General features: G+C 66.9%; 18 protein-coding genes. 2 read left to right on the top strand and 16 right to left on the bottom strand.

What is annotated here, in order from left to right:
• Positions 1–286 precede the first annotated feature (286 nt).
• From WEA80_00255 to WEA80_00240, 4 genes are all read right to left on the bottom strand, one after another.
• Positions 287–832, bottom strand: coding sequence for a transcription termination/antitermination NusG family protein (locus WEA80_00255; GenBank protein ID MEX1185004.1), 546 nt, complete (start codon positions 830–832; stop codon positions 287–289).
• Between the two features lie 71 nt (positions 833–903).
• Positions 904–1,242 (bottom strand): MarR family EPS-associated transcriptional regulator, encoded by a 339-nt coding sequence (locus tag WEA80_00250; GenBank protein MEX1185003.1) that lies wholly within the window; start codon positions 1,240–1,242, stop codon positions 904–906.
• A gap of 167 nt (positions 1,243–1,409) precedes the next feature.
• Entirely contained in the window at positions 1,410–1,901 is a 492-nt protein-coding gene (locus WEA80_00245; GenBank protein MEX1185002.1) for a hypothetical protein, read from the bottom strand.
• Positions 1,902–2,017: 116 nt separating this feature from the next.
• Positions 2,018–3,544, bottom strand: coding sequence for a replication-associated recombination protein A (locus WEA80_00240; GenBank protein ID MEX1185001.1), 1,527 nt, complete (start codon positions 3,542–3,544; stop codon positions 2,018–2,020).
• Between the two features lie 68 nt (positions 3,545–3,612).
• Here WEA80_00240 and WEA80_00235 point away from each other — a divergent pair, with 68 nt between their 5' ends.
• Positions 3,613–4,368, top strand: a complete 756-nt coding sequence (locus WEA80_00235) for a hypothetical protein (GenBank protein ID MEX1185000.1) — start codon at positions 3,613–3,615, stop codon at positions 4,366–4,368.
• 72 nt (positions 4,369–4,440) lie between these two features.
• Positions 4,441–4,632, top strand: a complete 192-nt coding sequence (locus WEA80_00230) for a hypothetical protein (GenBank protein ID MEX1184999.1) — start codon at positions 4,441–4,443, stop codon at positions 4,630–4,632.
• Between the two features lie 27 nt (positions 4,633–4,659).
• Here WEA80_00230 and WEA80_00225 read toward each other — a convergent pair whose 3' ends face one another.
• From WEA80_00225 to WEA80_00170, 12 genes are all read right to left on the bottom strand, one after another.
• Positions 4,660–5,382 (bottom strand): ZIP family metal transporter, encoded by a 723-nt coding sequence (locus WEA80_00225; protein ID MEX1184998.1) that lies wholly within the window; start codon positions 5,380–5,382, stop codon positions 4,660–4,662.
• 56 nt (positions 5,383–5,438) lie between these two features.
• Positions 5,439–5,966: a hypothetical protein gene (locus tag WEA80_00220; protein ID MEX1184997.1), complete on the bottom strand. Its 528-nt coding sequence runs from the start codon at positions 5,964–5,966 to the stop codon at positions 5,439–5,441.
• A 147-nt stretch (positions 5,967–6,113) separates the two neighbouring features.
• Positions 6,114–7,418, bottom strand: a complete 1,305-nt coding sequence (locus WEA80_00215; protein ID MEX1184996.1) for a CCA tRNA nucleotidyltransferase — start codon at positions 7,416–7,418, stop codon at positions 6,114–6,116.
• A gap of 259 nt (positions 7,419–7,677) precedes the next feature.
• Complete coding sequence (locus tag WEA80_00210) at positions 7,678–7,992, bottom strand: hypothetical protein (protein ID MEX1184995.1); 315 nt, start codon at positions 7,990–7,992, stop codon at positions 7,678–7,680.
• The gene (gene alaS / locus WEA80_00205; protein MEX1184994.1) at positions 7,989–10,871 is read right to left on the bottom strand and encodes an alanine--tRNA ligase; all 2,883 of its coding nucleotides are present in this window, start codon (positions 10,869–10,871) and stop codon (positions 7,989–7,991) included. The genes WEA80_00210 and alaS overlap by 4 nt, the downstream gene beginning before the upstream one ends.
• 225 nt (positions 10,872–11,096) lie before the next feature.
• Positions 11,097–11,720 carry a mobile mystery protein B gene (locus tag WEA80_00200; protein ID MEX1184993.1) on the bottom strand — a complete coding sequence of 208 codons (624 nt, stop codon included), beginning with the start codon at positions 11,718–11,720 and terminating at the stop codon, positions 11,097–11,099.
• Positions 11,717–12,196 carry a mobile mystery protein A gene (locus WEA80_00195; GenBank protein MEX1184992.1) on the bottom strand — a complete coding sequence of 160 codons (480 nt, stop codon included), beginning with the start codon at positions 12,194–12,196 and terminating at the stop codon, positions 11,717–11,719. The genes WEA80_00200 and WEA80_00195 overlap by 4 nt, the downstream gene beginning before the upstream one ends.
• 78 nt (positions 12,197–12,274) lie before the next feature.
• Complete coding sequence (locus tag WEA80_00190) at positions 12,275–12,799, bottom strand: regulatory protein RecX (protein MEX1184991.1); 525 nt, start codon at positions 12,797–12,799, stop codon at positions 12,275–12,277.
• A gap of 264 nt (positions 12,800–13,063) precedes the next feature.
• Entirely contained in the window at positions 13,064–14,110 is a 1,047-nt protein-coding gene (recA, locus tag WEA80_00185; protein ID MEX1184990.1) for a recombinase RecA, read from the bottom strand.
• Between the two features lie 105 nt (positions 14,111–14,215).
• Positions 14,216–14,593, bottom strand: coding sequence for a YraN family protein (locus WEA80_00180; protein MEX1184989.1), 378 nt, complete (start codon positions 14,591–14,593; stop codon positions 14,216–14,218).
• Positions 14,594–14,680: 87 nt separating this feature from the next.
• A complete protein-coding gene (locus WEA80_00175) occupies positions 14,681–15,718 on the bottom strand; it encodes a PPC domain-containing protein (GenBank protein ID MEX1184988.1) in 1,038 nt (345 codons plus the stop codon).
• Positions 15,719–16,061: 343 nt separating this feature from the next.
• Positions 16,062–17,276 (bottom strand): hypothetical protein, encoded by a 1,215-nt coding sequence (locus WEA80_00170; GenBank protein MEX1184987.1) that lies wholly within the window; start codon positions 17,274–17,276, stop codon positions 16,062–16,064.
• Positions 17,277–17,523 lie beyond the last annotated feature (247 nt).

Genomic DNA, 17,523 nt, shown 5'->3' with positions numbered 1-17,523 from the left:
GCTCCTGAAAGATCCCGCGGCCGAGACTGGCGCACGCGCTCAGCGCGACCAGCGCGAACATGGCACCCGCAAACTTTGACCTGCGCATCATTCCTCCCCGTCCGCGGAACCGCCGGCGGACTCTTGTCGTTTTCTCCGCTTCTGTCACCCCGGGGCGACGGCTGGGTGGACACTCCGTTCCCGAACCCCGACCGCGTGGCGGTCATCTTCTCGTATCCAAGGGAGCTACGCTTGTTCCCGAGGTTCCTGGGGAGTGCTCTTGCGGGATGTGTGCCGCGCGGGGTGACTAGGGCGCGGCTCTGACCAGGGCGGACCCGATGGTGAACGCGACCCCACGCCCGACCTCGGCGACCCAGATCACCAGGCGCCGACGGTTACGAGACTCGCGCACGACGCCGCGCAAGCCGGCGAGTGGACCTTCCTGCACGATCACTTCTTCTCCTGGTTTGTACTCCACGGGTTCCGCTACCGCCTCGGGAGCAGTGTCCTTTCGCTCCAACGCATTGCGGAGGTCGCGGACGAATCCGTCCTGGAGCAGGGCGGGACGGCCGTCGTGCTTGACCACCGTCAGCACGCCCGGGGTGCGCAGGACATCGTACCACTCGACCGACCCCGCCCGCGCGAACAGGTACCCGGGAAACAGCGGGCACACCACGTCCCGCCAGCGGTCGCTCCACCGGCGCCGCTCGGTGATGGTCGGTAGCCACGTCGAAAGGCCCAGCGCGGCGATTCGCGCTGCCACCTTCTTCTCGGCGCGCGACTCGGTCCAGATCACGAGCCAGGACCCGGGCGGCTTGTCTGCAGAGCTGTTGTCGAACTGGATCATGAGCATCCGGATGCACGGTCAATCACATGCGCGCGAAAGGCCGAGGGAAATTGCAAGGAAACCACCGAAATCTCTTCCTACCCTGCTTTTGCCGCGGTCTCGCTCTCCGCCTGCAGCTGCTCGATCTCTGCCCGCAGCGCGTCGTATTCCTCGCGCTTGAGCGCCAGAAATCGCCGCGTCAGACTCGCCTTCGCAGCCACTCCGTCAGGCGTCAGGAGGTATGCGTAACCACGTTTGTTGGTGCTGTTGCGAAAGTTGTGCGCCTTCACCAGGCCCTTGGCCAGCAGCGCGCGCAGGCAGTAATTCGCCTTCCCCAGGCTCACGCCCAGCTCGCGTGCCAGCTCCCGCTGCGTGAGCTGGGGGCTACCGTCGAGCGCGCGCAGCGTGTTCAGGAGCGAGGAGTCGGGTACCGGCATGGGTCGGATTGGTCGTAGTTGTTCAATGGTTGAACATTACGGCCCGATCGCCAGCCACGCAATAGTGAAGGGCTTTAGGCAGGGGCGGCCTAGGGGAGCGTGCTGAACAAAACCATCAGCAGCCAACCCAGCGGGACGATGGTTAACACCCAGAGCACGATCATCATCTACCGGATCGAATTGAACAGGCCCAGGATCATCCCTGCGATCGGAATGACTGTGCCGAGCCAGATACCGACCAGCCACTTGGTCTGGTCTCCGAGGCGCCGCTCCACCCGTACCTCGAATTCCGCCATTTGCGTCTGCATCGAGGCCAAGCGCTGCTCCAACTTCAGGTCGGACGCGGCAGAACGGTCATCCATCGCCGTGAAACGCGCGTCCACCGCCGTGAAGCGCGCGTCCACCGCGCCAAAACGCTGGTCAATCTTCGCGTCGAAAGCCTCTTTGAGCGCCGCGAAGCCTTGCTCCATCTTCAGCTCGAACACTGCGAAGCGCGCGTCCATGGCCGCCTGGAAACGGTTCCAGTTGAGCTCGTTCAGTTCGTGGAGCTGCGTTCGGTAGGTGTCATCCACGGCGTTGAACCAATCCACGAGCTCGTTGGCGATGTCGTCGCCCAAACGATCGTAGAACTTGCGGGAAAGTTTCGCGGTGACTGGCATGCGAGCCTCCTGAGGAAGCCCGCGATGTAACTATGCGCTGCCGCGCCGCCGGCATCAATACGTTTTTCATCTGACCGATATCGTCCGAATTGCCGGTACCGCCGAGAGGACGCCGATTACTCCGACGGCTCGTGATCATCGTCCTGCGGAGCTGGCTGCCCTGCCCTATCACGCAACCCGGCCCACCACGCCAGCCGCCGCGCGATCTCCTTCTCGAACCCGAACGGCCCCGGCTTGTAAAACTCCGCCCCGCGAAGCTTCTCGGGCAGGTACTCCTGCGGGGTGTACGCCGCCGGATCGGAATGCGCGTACTGATAGCCCTCGTGATAGCCGAGGTCCTTCATCAGCTTGGTCGGGGCATTGCGGATGTGCAGCGGCACCGGCTCCGCGGGTGTTTCCCGCGCGGCGTCCATCGCGGCGCCGAGAGCGACGTACGCCGAGTTCGATTTGGGCGCGGTCGCGAGGTACACGATCATCTCGGCGAGCGGCAGATAGCCTTCGGGCGGGCCGAGCACGTGGTACGCCTGCCGCGCGGCGACCGCGACCTGCAGCGCGTTCGGGTCGGCGACGCCGATGTCCTCGGCGGCCATCGCCAGTGATCGCCGAAAGATCACCATCGGGTCTTCCCCGCCCTCGATCAGTCGCGCCATCCAATACAGCGCTCCTTGTGGATCGCTCCCCCTGAGCGACTTGTGCAGCGCCGACAGCATGTTGAAATGCCATTCGCCGGATTTGTCGTGGTGCGCGAAGCGTTTTTGCAGCGCGTCCCTTACTGTGGCGACATCGATCGCGTGGCGGCGGACGGTGGGGAGTCCCCTTGGGTCGCTACGCGGGCTGCGCCCGCTAAGACGCGACCCGCCGGGGACCCCCGCACCGTCCGCCGTCCCAGCCTCCGAGAGGTGTGAAGCGGCGGCTTCAAGGGCAGTAAGCGCACGGCGGGCGTCGCCGTCGGATTCCGACACGAGCAGGTCGAGCGCGGCGGCGTCTATCGCGAGCTGGAGCGATCCAAGGCCGCGCTCATTGTCATCCAGTGCAAACCGCACGATTTGGCGAAGGGCGTCTTGGCTGAGCGGCTCGAGCACGAAGACGCGCATGCGCGACAGCAGAGCGCTGTTGATTTCGAACGACGGATTCTCCGTCGTCGCGCCGACGAGGGTGATCGTGCCGGCTTCCACGTGCGGGAGGAAGGCGTCCTGCTGAGCCTTGTTGAAGCGGTGGATCTCGTCCACGAACAGAATCGTTCCGCGGCCCAGCTCGAGACGCTCCGCGGCTTCGGCGACAACTTCGCGAACGCGCTGGACGCCTTCGGTCACGGCCGAGAAGGGAACGAATTCCCTATCGGTGTACTCGGCGATCAGGCGGCCGAGGGTGGTCTTGCCCGTGCCCGGCGGGCCCCAGAACACCAGTGAGCCCACGGTGCCCGTCTCGATCGCCTGCCGCAGCGGCTTGGCGGGCGCGAGCAGGTGCTGCTGCCCGATGAACTCGTCGAGCGTGCGCGGCCGCATGCGCGCGGCGAGCGGCTGGGACGACGCGGGCGGCTTGAAGAGCGATTGTTCCCTGTCGGCCGCGTTCGCCGGCGGGCGGTGGTGCTTCTTAGGCATCGCGGCGCGAGCGGTCGTCCGCGGCAAGGAAATGATCCGCATCGGCAGCGAAAGATGCCCTCGGCGACGGCGCAAAATTGTATACTTGAGTCATACAGGCGAGGGGATCAATGAGCAACGACCGGTCCACCGCGGCACCGCCTCTGGACGAGTTCGAGCGCGTGAAAGCGATAGTCACAAGCTATCGCCTCGTGGATACCCCTGCGATCGTGGCGGCGCGGGAGTACGGCTACGACATCGGACTTCTGAAAAGCTCGGTAGCGCGCGCATTGCGGTACCAGGCGCCTCCCGCAATTCATGCGACCACGGCTGGCCGCCATGTCCGTGAATCGCCCAGCGGGGCGACGGACGACCGCCTGGCGGACACGGCGGTCGCGATGCTCCGCCAGCTCACGGCCGAGCGCGTGCGATTCGTCGTGATCGGCGGCGTCGCCGCGCAGCTCCACGGATCGGCCCGCGTGACCCAGGACCTCGACATCCTGTATGACCCGGCGCCCGACAATCTGGAACGGCTCGCTCGGCTGCTTCTGAGCTGGCGGTCGTATCTCCGCGGCGCCGATCCCGGTCTTCCGTTCAAGCCCGACGCTGCCACGATCAAGCTGATAGAGGTGCTTACCCTCGAAACCGGGCACGGCGATATCGATGTCCTTCAGCGAGTCGCCGGGATCGGTAGTTACCCCGATGCGTTGGCCGACATGGAGCCCTTCCGCGTGGCGGATTTCGCGGTGCGAGCTCTGTCACTCGACGCCCTGATCAAGTCGAAGCTGGCAGCCGGCAGGCCGCGGGACCTGACCGAAGTGCTCGAGCTGAAAACCCTGCGAGACATCGCGGAGCAGCAGCGGGCTGCCCTCGACGCAGGCGGCTAGCACAATTGCTATCAAATGCGATACTATCGGTCATATCAACTCACCGGGGGATGATTGCCGCGCAAACCCACAGTGAAAAGCCTTGGCTCGAAGGGGCGAAAGGTGAAGGAAGTCGGCCTGTGGGCCGACATGGTCGACGAGTATGTCGCGCGCCTTCGAGAGCAGAGACTGCACGAGATGTACAGCGCCGGTGCCAAAGATTCGACCGATGCGGATCGGTCCGACCGGGAGCTCTGGCTAGGCGCTTATTCCGGCCGGCAGTAAGGGGGCCCAAGCCGAGCTAGGCCGGCTTCACCCCGGCAGCATCTGCCGCGCCAGCAGGTAGATCCCGCACCCCGCGAAAAACGCCACCGGCAATCTCCACCCGGGCTTCGCCTGAAATTCGGGGACCAGGTTGGACGCGCCGACGTACAGCGTCACGCCGCCGGCGAGCGCGAGTCCGTGCCGCGCCAGCGGCTCGACAAGTCCGGTAAACAGCACGCCCAGCACCGTCGCCGCAGCCAGAGCCGTCGCCGCGGCCACGGCGCGCGCGCGGCCCGCTCCGGCCGCGAGAAACAAGCTCGATATCGCCACGCCCTCGGGGATCTTGTGCAGCAGAATCGCGAGGAACACGAGGATGCCGAGCGTGCTGCTCACCGCGAACCCGCTCGCGATCGCGACGCCGTCTATGAACGTGTGCAGCAGCAGCCCCGCCAGCGCGGACCATCCCACGGCCGGCGTGACGGCGTGCTTCTCCTCACCGAAGTGGAAGTGGGGCGCGAGCGTGTGCTGCGTCAGGTGCACCAGCAGATAGCCGAGCAGCACGACGAACGCGGCGCGCGATCCGCCTTCCTCGATGGCGTGCGGAATGAGGTCGAGCAGTCCAACCGACACCATGAAGCCGGCGGAGAACGCGAGCAGCGCGTCGAGCCCGGCCTCGCTCCACCGCGTACGCGCGGTGACGGCTGCAGCACCCAGAATGTTGGCCGCGCCGGCGAGAACGGCGTAGCCGAGCGCGACGAGATCTACGTTCATGTTGGGAGAACTACCAACAGCCAATAGCCAATAGCCAATAGCCAACAGCCCCGTCGTCAGGCGAGTATCAGCGAGAGACGCTCGGCCATCGCGACGGTCGACTCGGACAGCAGCGGCGCGGGCGCCCTGTCCCACGACGGCGCGCGCCACGGCTTCTCGGCGAGCGCGCCGAACTCCTCGAGGCCGCGCGCCTGGAGGAAGTACGCCCAGCGGTCGGTCCTCGAGTACGCGAACAGCTCGATCTGCGGGGTGAGCGTGAGCTGGTCTTCCACCGTGTACGCGGAGATCTCGACGCCGCCGTACGTGGCGAGCGGGACCTTGAGCCGGGCGACGGCGTCGCGGAAGTCGGGGAGCGCGATTCCCTCGCCCGTCCAGACGCGGTCCGTGCGCCGGTCCTCGACGGAGACGTCGATCGCGGGTGGGAGGTGCTCGCTCAGCGTATAGAACAGGTCGACGACGCGCTCGGCGTTCGCCGCGACGTGCGCTTCCCACACGCCGTCTCGCTGCACAAATGTGAACCCGTCGGTCCCCGACCGGAACCGTTTCCAGATAGTTGCTTCAGGTTGTCGCGTTCTGAAGATCATTCTTTTCTCGGTTCCGCCGCGGGCGGGGATGGGTGTCCCCGTCGGGCACCTACGCTACGCTAAGACGGTGCCGACGGGGACCCCATCCCCTGCCCGCGGCAGCATCCAGGAGAAACATACTTCGAACGGCGACAGCTACTGCAACTGTCAGGCACCGGTTCCGGGAGGACTCTCCTCCCCCTTTGCCAGCGCCAATAAACGGTCAGGCGTGTTCAGAGACGGATCGCGGACGACGGCATCGAGCAGCGCGTGCAATGCCCTGCCGAGCGCTGGACCGCTCAGCCCGAGCTTCTGCAAGTCCGTTCCGTCGACCGCGAGGTCGCTCAGCTCCACGGGATCGCGATACGCAATCCGCAAAGCCCGCCTATGCAGCGAGCTGACAGACGACGCGGTGGGCGCCTCCTGCCCCGCTTCGCGCTCGGCCCACCAGCGCGCGTCGGCCAGGCGGAGAACAGAGGCAAATCGCGTGCGACCGGCGACAGAGACCCAGCGGCGAATGTCGGCGTCCGTGGCGCCGGGAGCGGATAGCAGAGCCGAGCGCATCGAGGGCTCCAGCTTGGCCAGCGCGTCGAGCAGCGATGAAATCCACGATGCGGCCGCGTTGGAGAAGCGGAGCGCCTTCAACGCGTTCCCTGACCGGCCGGCGGGCGCTGCCGCGAGCAACATTGCCACCCGCAGGAGCCGCCGCTGCGGACGCGTAGCGAGAATCGGGCGGCGGAGATGGTCGATGGCGCGGAGCTGCAAATCCGTCACGCCGGCGAGATCGAGAACCAGCGTTGCGAGCGCGCTGCTGTCCCGCCACTTCGCGAATGCGCCGCTCGGACACGGGACCTGGTCCATCGTCTTCTCGATCTCCTGCCGCACACGCTCGGGCGAGAGTCGCGTCATGTGCGGCGCGCTGTCCACGATCGCGGCCCAGGTTTTCTTTTCGATCTCGAAGCCATAGCGCGCGGCGAAGCGAATCGCGCGCAAAGCGCGGAGACGATCCTCCCGCATGCGGTCCCGCGGATCGCCCACGGCCCGGACGATCCCGGCGCGCAGGTCCTTCTCGCCGTGAAACGGGTCGTGCACGACGTTGCGCGTCGGCGAGTATGCGACGGCGTTGATGGTGAAGTCGCGGCGCGCGAGGTCCTCGTCGAGCGACGCGCCGAACTCCACGACGGCGTGGCGGCCGTCGGTCTGCACGTCGCGCCGGAACGTGGTGACTTCGTGCATGACGTTGTGCTCGTCGAGCACGCCCACGGTGCCAAACTCGATTCCGACCGGCACCGTTCGCCGGAAGATCTTGCGAACCTGGTCGGGCGTCGCCGCCGTGGCGAAGTCCCAGTCGAGGTGCTGCTCGCCCAGCATCGCGTCCCTCACCGCGCCCCCGACGCACCAGGTTTCGTGGCCCTTGTCCTCGAGCGTCCGGGCGATCTTGAGAACGGCGGGTGGGGGGTTGAGAGTGGCCATTATCGGGGCGCGGCCCCCGACCGATGGGTGGGCCCCCTGCGCCTCCTACGCGCGCACACTACGCGCGCTAAGACGGAGGCTTCGGGGGCCCACCCCTCGGTCGTGGGCTTGAGCATCGGGAGGATGGCCGACTGCGGACCCGCCGGCGGGCGCGCGCGAAGTCCGGGTCCTCGAAGCCTCCGTCTTAGCGCGCGTGGTTTGCGCGCGTAGGAGGCGGAGAGGACCCGGATTCGCGTGCGCCGTGCGCCATGGCTCGCGATCACGGCCCGCCCATCGCGCCCAAGCGTGCCATCGCGTCCCGCGCAAGCCGGTCGGCGTCCGCGGCGGACTCGGCAACGGCTTCGAACGCGTACGTGACCAGGGCGTCGGCCAGGAGAAGGTCGGGGGCGACTGCGGGCGTCTGCGGCTCCGCCTTGAGAACCCGCTCGAGCACGCGCTCACCGGCCTTGAGCAGCGCCCCTGGCGCGTTGGAGACCGGCAGCGCCAACTCCGCGGCGAGCTCCGCGCGCAGCGCGTCAGCGAGGGCGGCCGGCGGCGCGGGGTCGCGCGCGTCGAGCCACTCGCCCAGGGTCACTTGGCGGCCGCGAGGTGGCGCCGGATCACGTCGGGGACCGTGGCGAGCAGCGCGGGGACGTCCACCGATTCGGGCAGACCGGCCTGAGCCATGTGCGGCTTGCCGCCCCCCCGTCCGCCGGCAGCGGCCGCGATCTCCTTGAGCACGTTGTCGGCGCGGACGCCGCGGCCGCGGAGGTCGTCGCTGACGACGGTCAAGAGCGTCCGCTTGCCGTCGCCGAGCGTCGCGACGAGCACGGCCGCGCCGGTGCCCATCCCCTCGCGGAGCGCGTCGCCGATCGCTTGCAGCGTTTTCAGATCCGAGGCTTCGACCGTCGATGCGATGACGCGGACGCCGTCGACAGTCTGCGCGCCCTCGATCAACGCGCCTGCGCCATTCGGGGTGGAGCTCGCGCCGACGCCGCCCGAGCGCCGCGCTTCGGCGAGCTGTCGCTCGGATTCCCTGCCCTTTTCCAGCAGCGCCTGCACGCGCTTCACCGCCGCGCCGGGCTGCGCCCGCACGAGCCGCTCGACTTCCGCCAGCTCGCGCTCCTTCTCCAGCATCTTCTCGAACGCGAGCGGCCCGGTGACCGCTTCGATCCGGCGCACGCCGGCCGCGACTCCCGTTTCGCTGCCGATCCGGAAGAGCCCGATCTCCGCGGTGTTGCGCACGTGCGTGCCGCCGCACAGCTCGGTGGACACGCCGGGCACCCTGACCACGCGCACGACGTCGCCGTACTTCTCGCCGAACAGCGCCATCGCGCCTTCCGCGATCGCGTCCGCATACCGCTTCTCCTCGAACCTGAGCGGCGTCGCGGCGAAGATCGCCCGGTTCACCTGCTGCTCGACGGCGGCGACCTGCTCCGGCTTCATCGGACCGTTGTGCGTGAAGTCGAAGCGCAGTCTGTCGGGCGCGACGAGCGAGCCGGCCTGGTGCACGTGCTCACCCAGCACCGCGCGTAGCGCGGCGTGCAGCAGGTGCGTGGCCGTGTGGTTGCGTTCGGTATCGAGACGTCGCTCCCGCGGCACGCGTGCGGTTACCGGACCGAAGCGGAATTCACCTTCGATCTTTCCAGCCACGGCGATCCGCCCGTCCACGCGGCGCACCTCGTCGACGTCGAGCCGCCAGCCGTCACCGACTACCTCGCCGGCATCGGAAATCTGTCCACCGGATTCCGCGTAAAACGGGGTCTCGCGGAGGACGATGGCCGCTCGCTCGTCGCCAAGAATCTTGCGCGCGACGACTTCGGTCCTCGTTTCGGTCGTGTCGTAGCCCACGAAGGCCGGAGTCTCGAGGGAGGATAAAGCGCTATTAGCTATTGGCTGTTGGCTATTGGCCAACAGCCCCGTTTCCGTAATCCCGTACTCCGCGGTGCGAGCACCGACCTCGACCTGCGGCTGGAACGCTTCCCACCCCTCGCCGAAATCATCCGCGGCCGATACGGCGATCTTCTTCGACTTGCGCTCCTGCTGCGACTGCGCGCGCTGCGCGCCCAGCGCGCGGTCGAAGCCGGCGATGTCCACGGTGTAGCCGCGCTCTACGGCCATGAGCTGAGTCAGGTCGATCGGAAAGCCGAACGTGTCATACAGCTTGAAGGCGTCCTCGCCCGGGATCGTCCCTTTGATGTCGGTCGAGCCCTGCGTGGTCGAGCGCGGCGCAAGCTCCTCGAAGCGGCGCATGCCACCCTCGATGGTTGCGAGGAAGCGCTCCTCTTCCGCGCGAGTCGTGACAACGATGTGCTTGCGGCGCTGGCGCAGCTCGGGGTACGCGTCGCCCATGGACGCGATCACGGCTTCGACCGCGGCGTGCATCACGGGACGGTTCACGCCCAGCAGCCAGGCGTTGCGGACCGCGCGCCGGAGGATGCGCCGCAGCACGTAGCCGCGGCCCTCGTTCGACGGAAAGACGCCGTCGGCGAGCAGGAACGCCACCGCGCGCGCGTGGTCGGCGATGACCCTGTGCGACGCGTAATTCCCCTTCGATCTCGAGTCGACCCCGCTGCTGGCGGTCGTCGCCAGCTCGAACTCGCCGCCGCGCGGATCGTACCGCACGCCGGTCTCCTTCGACACCGCGGCGATGATCGGCGCGAACAGATCGGTGTGGAAGTTGTTGGTCTTACGCTGCAGCGCGGCGGCGACTCGCTCGAGACCCATACCCGTGTCCACGGCCGGCTTGGGCAGCGGGACGAGCGTACCGTCGGGCTGCTTGTCGTACTGCATGAACACGAGGTTCCAGATCTCGAGGAAACGACCGGCCTCGGCGCCTTCGACGAACGCTTCTTCCGAGAACTCCGCGCGGCCGAGCTCGGTCCACTCGCCCGTCGCGCCTGCGGGAAATTCCCAGTCGTCGGCGATGTGGGCGAGGTCGACATAGATCTCGGAGCACGGTCCGCACGGGCCGGTGTCGGCCATCTGCCAGAAGTTGTCCCTGTCGCCGAGCCCGTAGATGCGCGACGGCGCGAGCCCGGTAATCTCGGTCCAGAGCGCGCGCGCGTCGTCGTCGGTCTGGTGCACTGTGACGCGCAGATGCTTCGGATCGAGCTTGAGGTCGACGGTGAGGAACTCCCAGGCGAAGCGGATGGCGTCGCGCTTGAAGTAATCGCCGAAGGAGAAGTTGCCGAGCATCTCGAAGAACGTGTGGTGCCGCGCGGTGTGGCCGACCTGCTCGAGGTCGTTGTGCTTCCCCCCGGCGCGGACGCACTTCTGCGACGACGCGGCGCGGCGGGATCCGCCCGGCGGCTCGGCTACGCCCAGAAAAACCTTCTTGAACGGCACCATGCCGGCGTTGACGAACAGCAGCGTGGGGTCGTCCACGGGCACGAGCGAGGCACTCGGCTGCACGCTGTGCCCGTTGCGCTCAAAGTACTCGAGAAAAGCGTTACGAATCTCAGCCGACTTCATGCGCCAAATGTAAGTGAGTTTTGGGTTTTCGGTCGTGAGGTTGCTGCATAGTGCCACACGGCCCGCGACGGTGGAGGCACCCTTCGCGTGCTACGCGAGCAAACTACGCTCGCTAAGACGCACGCTATGGGAGCCTCCACCATCGCGTGCCTTCTTCACCTTAGAACAGCCGCGCGATCGCCACACAAAACTCCTTGCAGGGCGCATGGATCGGCGAAGATCGGCCTACCCGCGCACAAACTGCCGCAGCAGCGAGTAATCTCCCGCATCCGCGTGCTGGAGCGCGGTGACGTACCGCGCGCGAAGGGCGGCGTCGCTCAGGCTCGCGCTCTCGCCCCACGTGAATGGCAGGCGACCCCAGGAGCGGAGCAGCAGGTCGGTCGCCAGGCGAGCGTGACGGCCGTTGCCGTTCGGCCACGGGTGAATGTGAACCAGCTCGTGATGAAACCGCAGCGCGATGTCGTCCAGAGCTTCCGGTGACCTGTCACTGGATTCGTAACGCGTCCGCGTGTTCACGACGAGGTTCTCCATCAGCTCGGGAACCTGCGTCCAGGGGTACGGCGAGATGTTCTTGTCCGAGATTCTGTACGTGCCCGCCCATCGCCACGTCTCGCCGAACATTCGCCGGTGCAGCTCCTTCAGCGCGGACGTGGACAGCCATTTCTCGCTCCGGTGCCGCGAAGCCCAGCGGGATGCCCCGGCGATGTTCAGGGCTTCCCACTGGTTGAGCTGAGCCTGCGTCTGGAGGTGCCCAGGTACCAGGGCGTGCGCTTCGTCCGGATCGATCGGCGTCGCGCCGGAGTCCGCGCGCTCGTTCCCGGCGGTGTCGTCCGCTGCCGCCCTCCTCAATCCCAGATCTCGCGAGCGCCGCCGGTGAGCCAGGACTCGGCATCCACGGCTTCCGCCAGCGATCGCGCCACCCCGCTGTCCTGCGCCTCTAACCGCATGCTGTGAACGATCCGATTCCGTTCTTCGATCGCTTTGCGCCTGGCCTGTTCTTCGACTGCCCGCTGCAGTCCGGTCCTCGGCACGAACGCGATTCGCAGCTCGCAGTCGAGCGCCTCGGCGGCCTGGCGCAGGGTCGCGACTGTGGCCGTGCCCGCGGCTTCCCTTTTCTCGAGAGCAGAGACCGACGGTGCCCTCATTCCGAGCCGGCGGGCAAGCTGGGCCTGCGTCATTCCCAAAGCCGTACGGATCGTATGGATCCAACCTCGGGGCGGAGTTTCCAGGGAGCCGACGGGAGCGTCCCGGTGAACCAGGGAGTCCAATTGCTTGCGCTGAAGCGCCAGGAACTCGGGCGCGGCTTCCTTCTGCCGAGGTGACATAGCTTATAGGATGAATTAATTGGAGTATTATACTCTCTATAAGCTATATATATTCTCGCCTAAATCAACCCATAGGCTCTAATTAGCGCCCGAAACGAGAGCCACGATTCTCTTTATGTCGTCCAGGTCGTAGCCCCGGCGGGCGAGGAAGGCGAACAACCGCTGGCGGGCGACGCGGGGGTCCAGGCCGGTCAGGGTCTGCAGCTTCTTGCGAGCCACTTTCTCGATCGCGGCCGCCGCGTCCACATCCTCTGTCTCGACCACGCGGGCAATTGCCTCCTGAACGACGTCGGCGGCTATGCCCTTGCGCACGAGCAGCTGCGCCACGCGCCGGCGCGACGCGCTCTCGTTCACGAGCTTCCCCCGCGCGAACCGCTCGGCGTACGACGCGTCGTCGAGGAGCCCGGAGCGCTCGAGCCGCTCGATAGTCGCGGCTACGTCCTCCGGCGAATACTCGCGCTGCACGAGCTTGCGCCGCAGATCGCGCACCGTGTAGCTCCGCGCGGTAAGCAGGCGCAGAGCGTACTCGTGCGGCGAGCTTTGCGGGCGGGGTATCGCTTCGGCGTCCGCGTGCGGGGCGCGGTAACCACGGGGGCGAGTCACGAGGACAGGAATGACCGGAAGGCCGCGGACGCCGATTGCGGACTCACCGGTGCCCGGGAGCGGCTTGGGTGACGGGTCGCCGAAGGCCGCGTCTTAGCGCGCGTCGTTTGCCGGGTGCCCACTCGCGAAGCGAGTAGGGCGGGATAGCGGCCGAAGCGCGATCCGTCACCCACGCCGCACGTCGAGATTCCGCCGGGCCGGAGCGCGACCCACCGCCCCAGCCGCCCTCGCACACGAGCCAGCAACCCGAAAACTCGAAACTGCTTACTCCTCGACTACTTCGACCGCCTCGACCTCGGCCCCCGGCGGACGGATGCCGAGCACCACCTTCACCTTCTCCTCCACCTCGGCCAACATCGGCGGGTTGTCCTTGAGGAACATCTTCGCGTTCTCGCGACCCTGCCCGATGCGCTGGCCGTTGTAGCTGTACCAGGCGCCGGACTTGTCGATGATCCCGGACTCCGACGCGATGTCGAGCACCAGCGACGCGTGGCTGATCCCCTCCGCGTACATGATGTCGAACTCGGCCTGCTTGAACGGCGGCGCGACCTTGTTCTTCACGACCTTCACGCGGCAGTGCGAGCCCGTGACCTCTTCCTTCTCCTTGACCGCTGCGATCCGGCGGATGTCGAGCCGCACGGACGCGTAGAACTTGAGCGCCTTGCCGCCCGTCGTCGTCTCCGGATTGCCGAACATGACCCCGATCTTCTCGCGCAGCTGGTTGATGAAGATCACCGACGTCCGCGAGCGCGCGATCGCGCCGGTGAGCTTCCGCAGCGCCTGGCTCATGAGCCGCGCCTGGAGACCGACGTGCGAGTCGCCCATGTCGCCCTCGATCTCGGCCTTCGGCACGAGCGCCGCGACCGAGTCGATCACGACGACGTCCACCGCGCCGGAGCGGACCAGGATCTCGCAGATCTCGAGCGCCTGCTCGCCGGTGTCGGGCTGCGACACCAGCAGTTCCTCGACGTCCACGCCGAGCTTGGCGGCGTAGTCCGTGTCGAGCGCGTGCTCCGCGTCGATGTACGCCGCGACGCCGCCGGCCTTTTGCGCGTTCGCGACCACGTGCAGACAGAGCGTCGTCTTGCCGCTCGACTCCGGTCCGTAGATCTCGGTGACCCGGCCGCGCGGGATCCCGCCAACGCCGATCGCGGCGTCGAGGTTGATCGCGCCCGTCGAAATGGCGTCCACCCGCACCCGCGAATCCGAGCCCATCTTCATGATGGAGCCCTTGCCGTGGGCCTTCTCTATCTGGGCGATGGCGAGGCCGAGGGCCTTTTTCTTCTCTTCTTGCATCGCGGGGGAGGCCATTGGTAGGAATCCTCTAGCAGGTGACTAGTGACTGGTGACTAGTGACTAGTCACCCAAAAGGCAGGGTCTTTCGGATACCGAACAAACTACGAAAGCTCCCGGAAATTAGCAAATGGAATCTCCGGCGTCGAAGGCGTTGACCACGTGTTTCACTTTGACGCCGTCAGGGGTCCGCAAAACGCCGATAACGTCAAAGCGGTAGGCCTCGCCGGGGAGGCCGTGGCGGGAGATCCAAACCTGGGCGGAGCGGCGGAGCTCGCGCTGCTTGCGCCAGTTCACGGCCTCGACGGGGTCGCCGAATTGGGCGCCGGCGCGGGCCTTCACCTCGACGAAAACGACGGTCCGCTGCTGCTGGGCGACGATGTCTATGTCGCGGTGGCCGTTGCGGTACCGGCGGGCGCGGATCCACCACCCCTTGCTCGCGAGCCAGCGCGCCGCAACCCGCTCGCCCAGCTCTCCCAGTGCCCGCCTCGCTGCCGACATGCCGCGAATGTGCGGCATGCCGGAGCGGCGCGCGTCATCGATCTATTCGGACAACTACCAAAAGACAGCTAGCAGCGAACTACCCTGCTAGCGGAGCGAGAGAGTGTATGACCCGGTTCGGTTGGCGTAGCGCGATCGCGCGCAGATGATGTACGTCCCCGTCTCCGGCAGCGTGTACACCAGCCGCGAGTCGAGCCCGTCGCCGCCGTCATCGTCCTCGGCCGCCCACGTGGTGCCCCGGTAGAGATCGATGAAGGTGTCGAACTCGTCCGACTGCAAGTCCACCTGGATCACCTGACCTCTGGTTCCCGAGAACGTGTAGTCCTCGTGGTACCAGCCGCTGTCGGTCTGTGCATTGGCGGGCGTCAGCGAGCCGCGGATCGTCGAGCCGACCGTGATGGTCCTCGCCGACGAGCTGGCAGACGGCGTGCTGGCCGCGCTGCCGCTCGAGGAGACCGTCAGGACGTACTCACCCGTGTGGCGGCCGTGCGAGTTCGCGCGGATGCCGTACTCCCCGGTCTCGGACAGCGTCACGTCGAGCACCGTCTCCTGCTGGCCGCCGATAGTGCGGCTGGTCGAGCCGCCCAGATAGCTGAACTCGTTCCCGTTCATTCGCCCGTACTGCAAGTAGCTGTTGAACGACGGCGACCGCATGATGATCGTGACCCGCTCGCCCGCGCGGCCGTGGTAGCGCCAGAGGTCGTAGTGCGTATTGTCGGTCCACACCGGGTCCGACGATTCGAGCGCTCCGGTGAAGCTCTGTCCCGCGGACAAGACCATGCCGCCGGCGGGCCGAAGCGCAGTATTTCCGCCGGCACGCGTCAGGGTCAAAGTGTAGGCGCCAGTCCGTCCGCGGCCGACTACGTTCACCCTGATCACATACGGTCCATCCTCCGGCAGCGTGAAGTCGATGCGCGCGTCGTTACCGCCGGCGCCGGCGTCGTTGTACTCGTCGAGCTGGAATTCTCCGTTGACGATGCGCCCGATGAGCAGCCACGAGTCGAAATCGCTCGACCGCTGCGTCACGGTTATCCGCTCGCCCGCGCGGCCCACGTAGAACCAGTCGTCGTAATACGTGTTGTCGCTGTCCCGCACTCGATCCGACGCGTCGAGCCTGCCCGACACCGTCTGGCCCGCAGTGATGGCGCCCTGCCCCTGAACAGGCTGTGTAATGGCCACAGTGCAAAGAGCAGCCGCGACCATGAGATGCTTGAGTGTTACGAACCGGTCAGTTCCCACAACAAATCTCCGAAAAGGTGGAAGGTTGCACACACTACAACCCAACGGGCGCCGCCGAAAGACTGGATCTCGTTTGAAGGCATGAGGTCGCCTCCGATGGTACATGGCGACGAGCCCGGAGAACGTCATTCGCCTGGCTGATGCGTCATTCCGGGGGCGGCTGTGGCCATGCAGGGCCAGACCGGTGAGCCGGCTGGCGAACACCCGAGCCGTGCGCTGAACGCGCGGACTACCGAAGCGAGTCGATCCGCAGGATGTAGTCGCCCGTCGGACGGCGGGGGGACAGGGAGTTGGCCCGGATGGCGTACTCGCCGGCGAACGGCAGGATGATCTCGAGCAGCGAGTTGGTAGCGCCCGCCCCATCGTCGGCAGACTCAATCACAGTGAAGACGCCGCCTCTCATGGTCCCGATGGAGACAAACGCGTCGAAATCGTTCGAGCGGAGCGTGATGCGAATCGTCTCCCCGGCTCGACCGACGTACGTCCACAGCTCGTACGGTGTGCCATCCCGCAGCTTTGGATCCGAGCCGTCCAACTCGCCCGACACAGCAGAGTTGGGAGCGATTGCCCGGTCGTCTTCCGCGCGCGAGCTGCCCGCGCTCGAGCTGAGCGAGAGGGTGTAGGAACCGCTCCGCCCAGAGTAGCGACGCTCGGCGCGCACCACGTAATCGCCGGCGACAGGAACCCTGAAGGTGATGCGGGAGTTAAGTCCGCCCCCGCCGTCGTCGTCCTGCGCGACCCGGGTCGCCGCGCCGCGGCCATCGATCGCATACAGCGTGAGGAACGAGTCGAACTCGCTGGAGCGCAGGTCGAGGACGATCGTCTCACCGGCGTGCCCGGTGTAGCGCCAATCGCCCTCGCTCGTTCCGATCGGCCCGCGAACGTCCGAGCGAAGCTCACCCGCAACCGCCCGTCCGGGTACGAGCGCACGCGCAACGGGCGGCGCGCGCTTGGCGTTGGGAGACGGCTTGTCCGCGGAGCCACCCGGGACGGCAGCACCCGGCGCCGGCGCGACGCGGCGGTTGGATTCGACGCCGAGCCGGTAGGCTCCGGCCTCGCCACGCTGCGCGCTGGTCACCACGATGAGATAATCGTCGGTCTCGGGCAACGTCAGCTCCACGCGGGCGTCGCTGCCTCCCCCACTGTCATCGTCCCGCGCTAGCAGCGGCTCGGACCCGCCCGGGTACCGCTGCACGAACACGTACGGATCAAACTGGATCGAGCGCACAGTCACGACGATGCGCTCGCCGCGCGTACCCGAGTACACCCACAGATCGTAGCGCGAGCCGCTGGCCATCCGGCTGTCGCGCGAGGTCAGCGCCCCGCTCACCGTCTCGCCGGCCTCGATCCGCGTCTGGGCGCTCGCGACCGTCGCGCCCAGCATCCCCAGCCCCAACGTGACCGTGATCAGGCGGTTCATGCCCGCAACCGTAGCGAACTTCACGCCAGTAGCTCCAGTTCCCGTCCCGGCTGGCTCCGGGATCGGGCGTAACTCCTCTGCTGGCGCTACGCTCGCGCGGCAGACGGCCAGCTGGCGGATTTCGGGTGGTGCGAGCTAAGACGCGCCTGCAGAGGAGCTACGCCCGATCTCCGGAACCAGCACGAGCGTCGTACCGCAGTTGGTACGCGGACCAACGCGGACTACCGAGCCCCCCGCACCCTCGATCCGCACCGTAGCCCCCCTCGATGCC

The organism is Gemmatimonadaceae bacterium (assembly GCA_040882285.1).
In the GTDB taxonomy this organism is placed as follows: Bacteria; Gemmatimonadota; Gemmatimonadetes; order Gemmatimonadales; family Gemmatimonadaceae; genus JACDCY01.
Note: the sequence above shows the minus strand (reverse complement) of the source record. Positions and strands in the feature narration are given on the sequence as shown.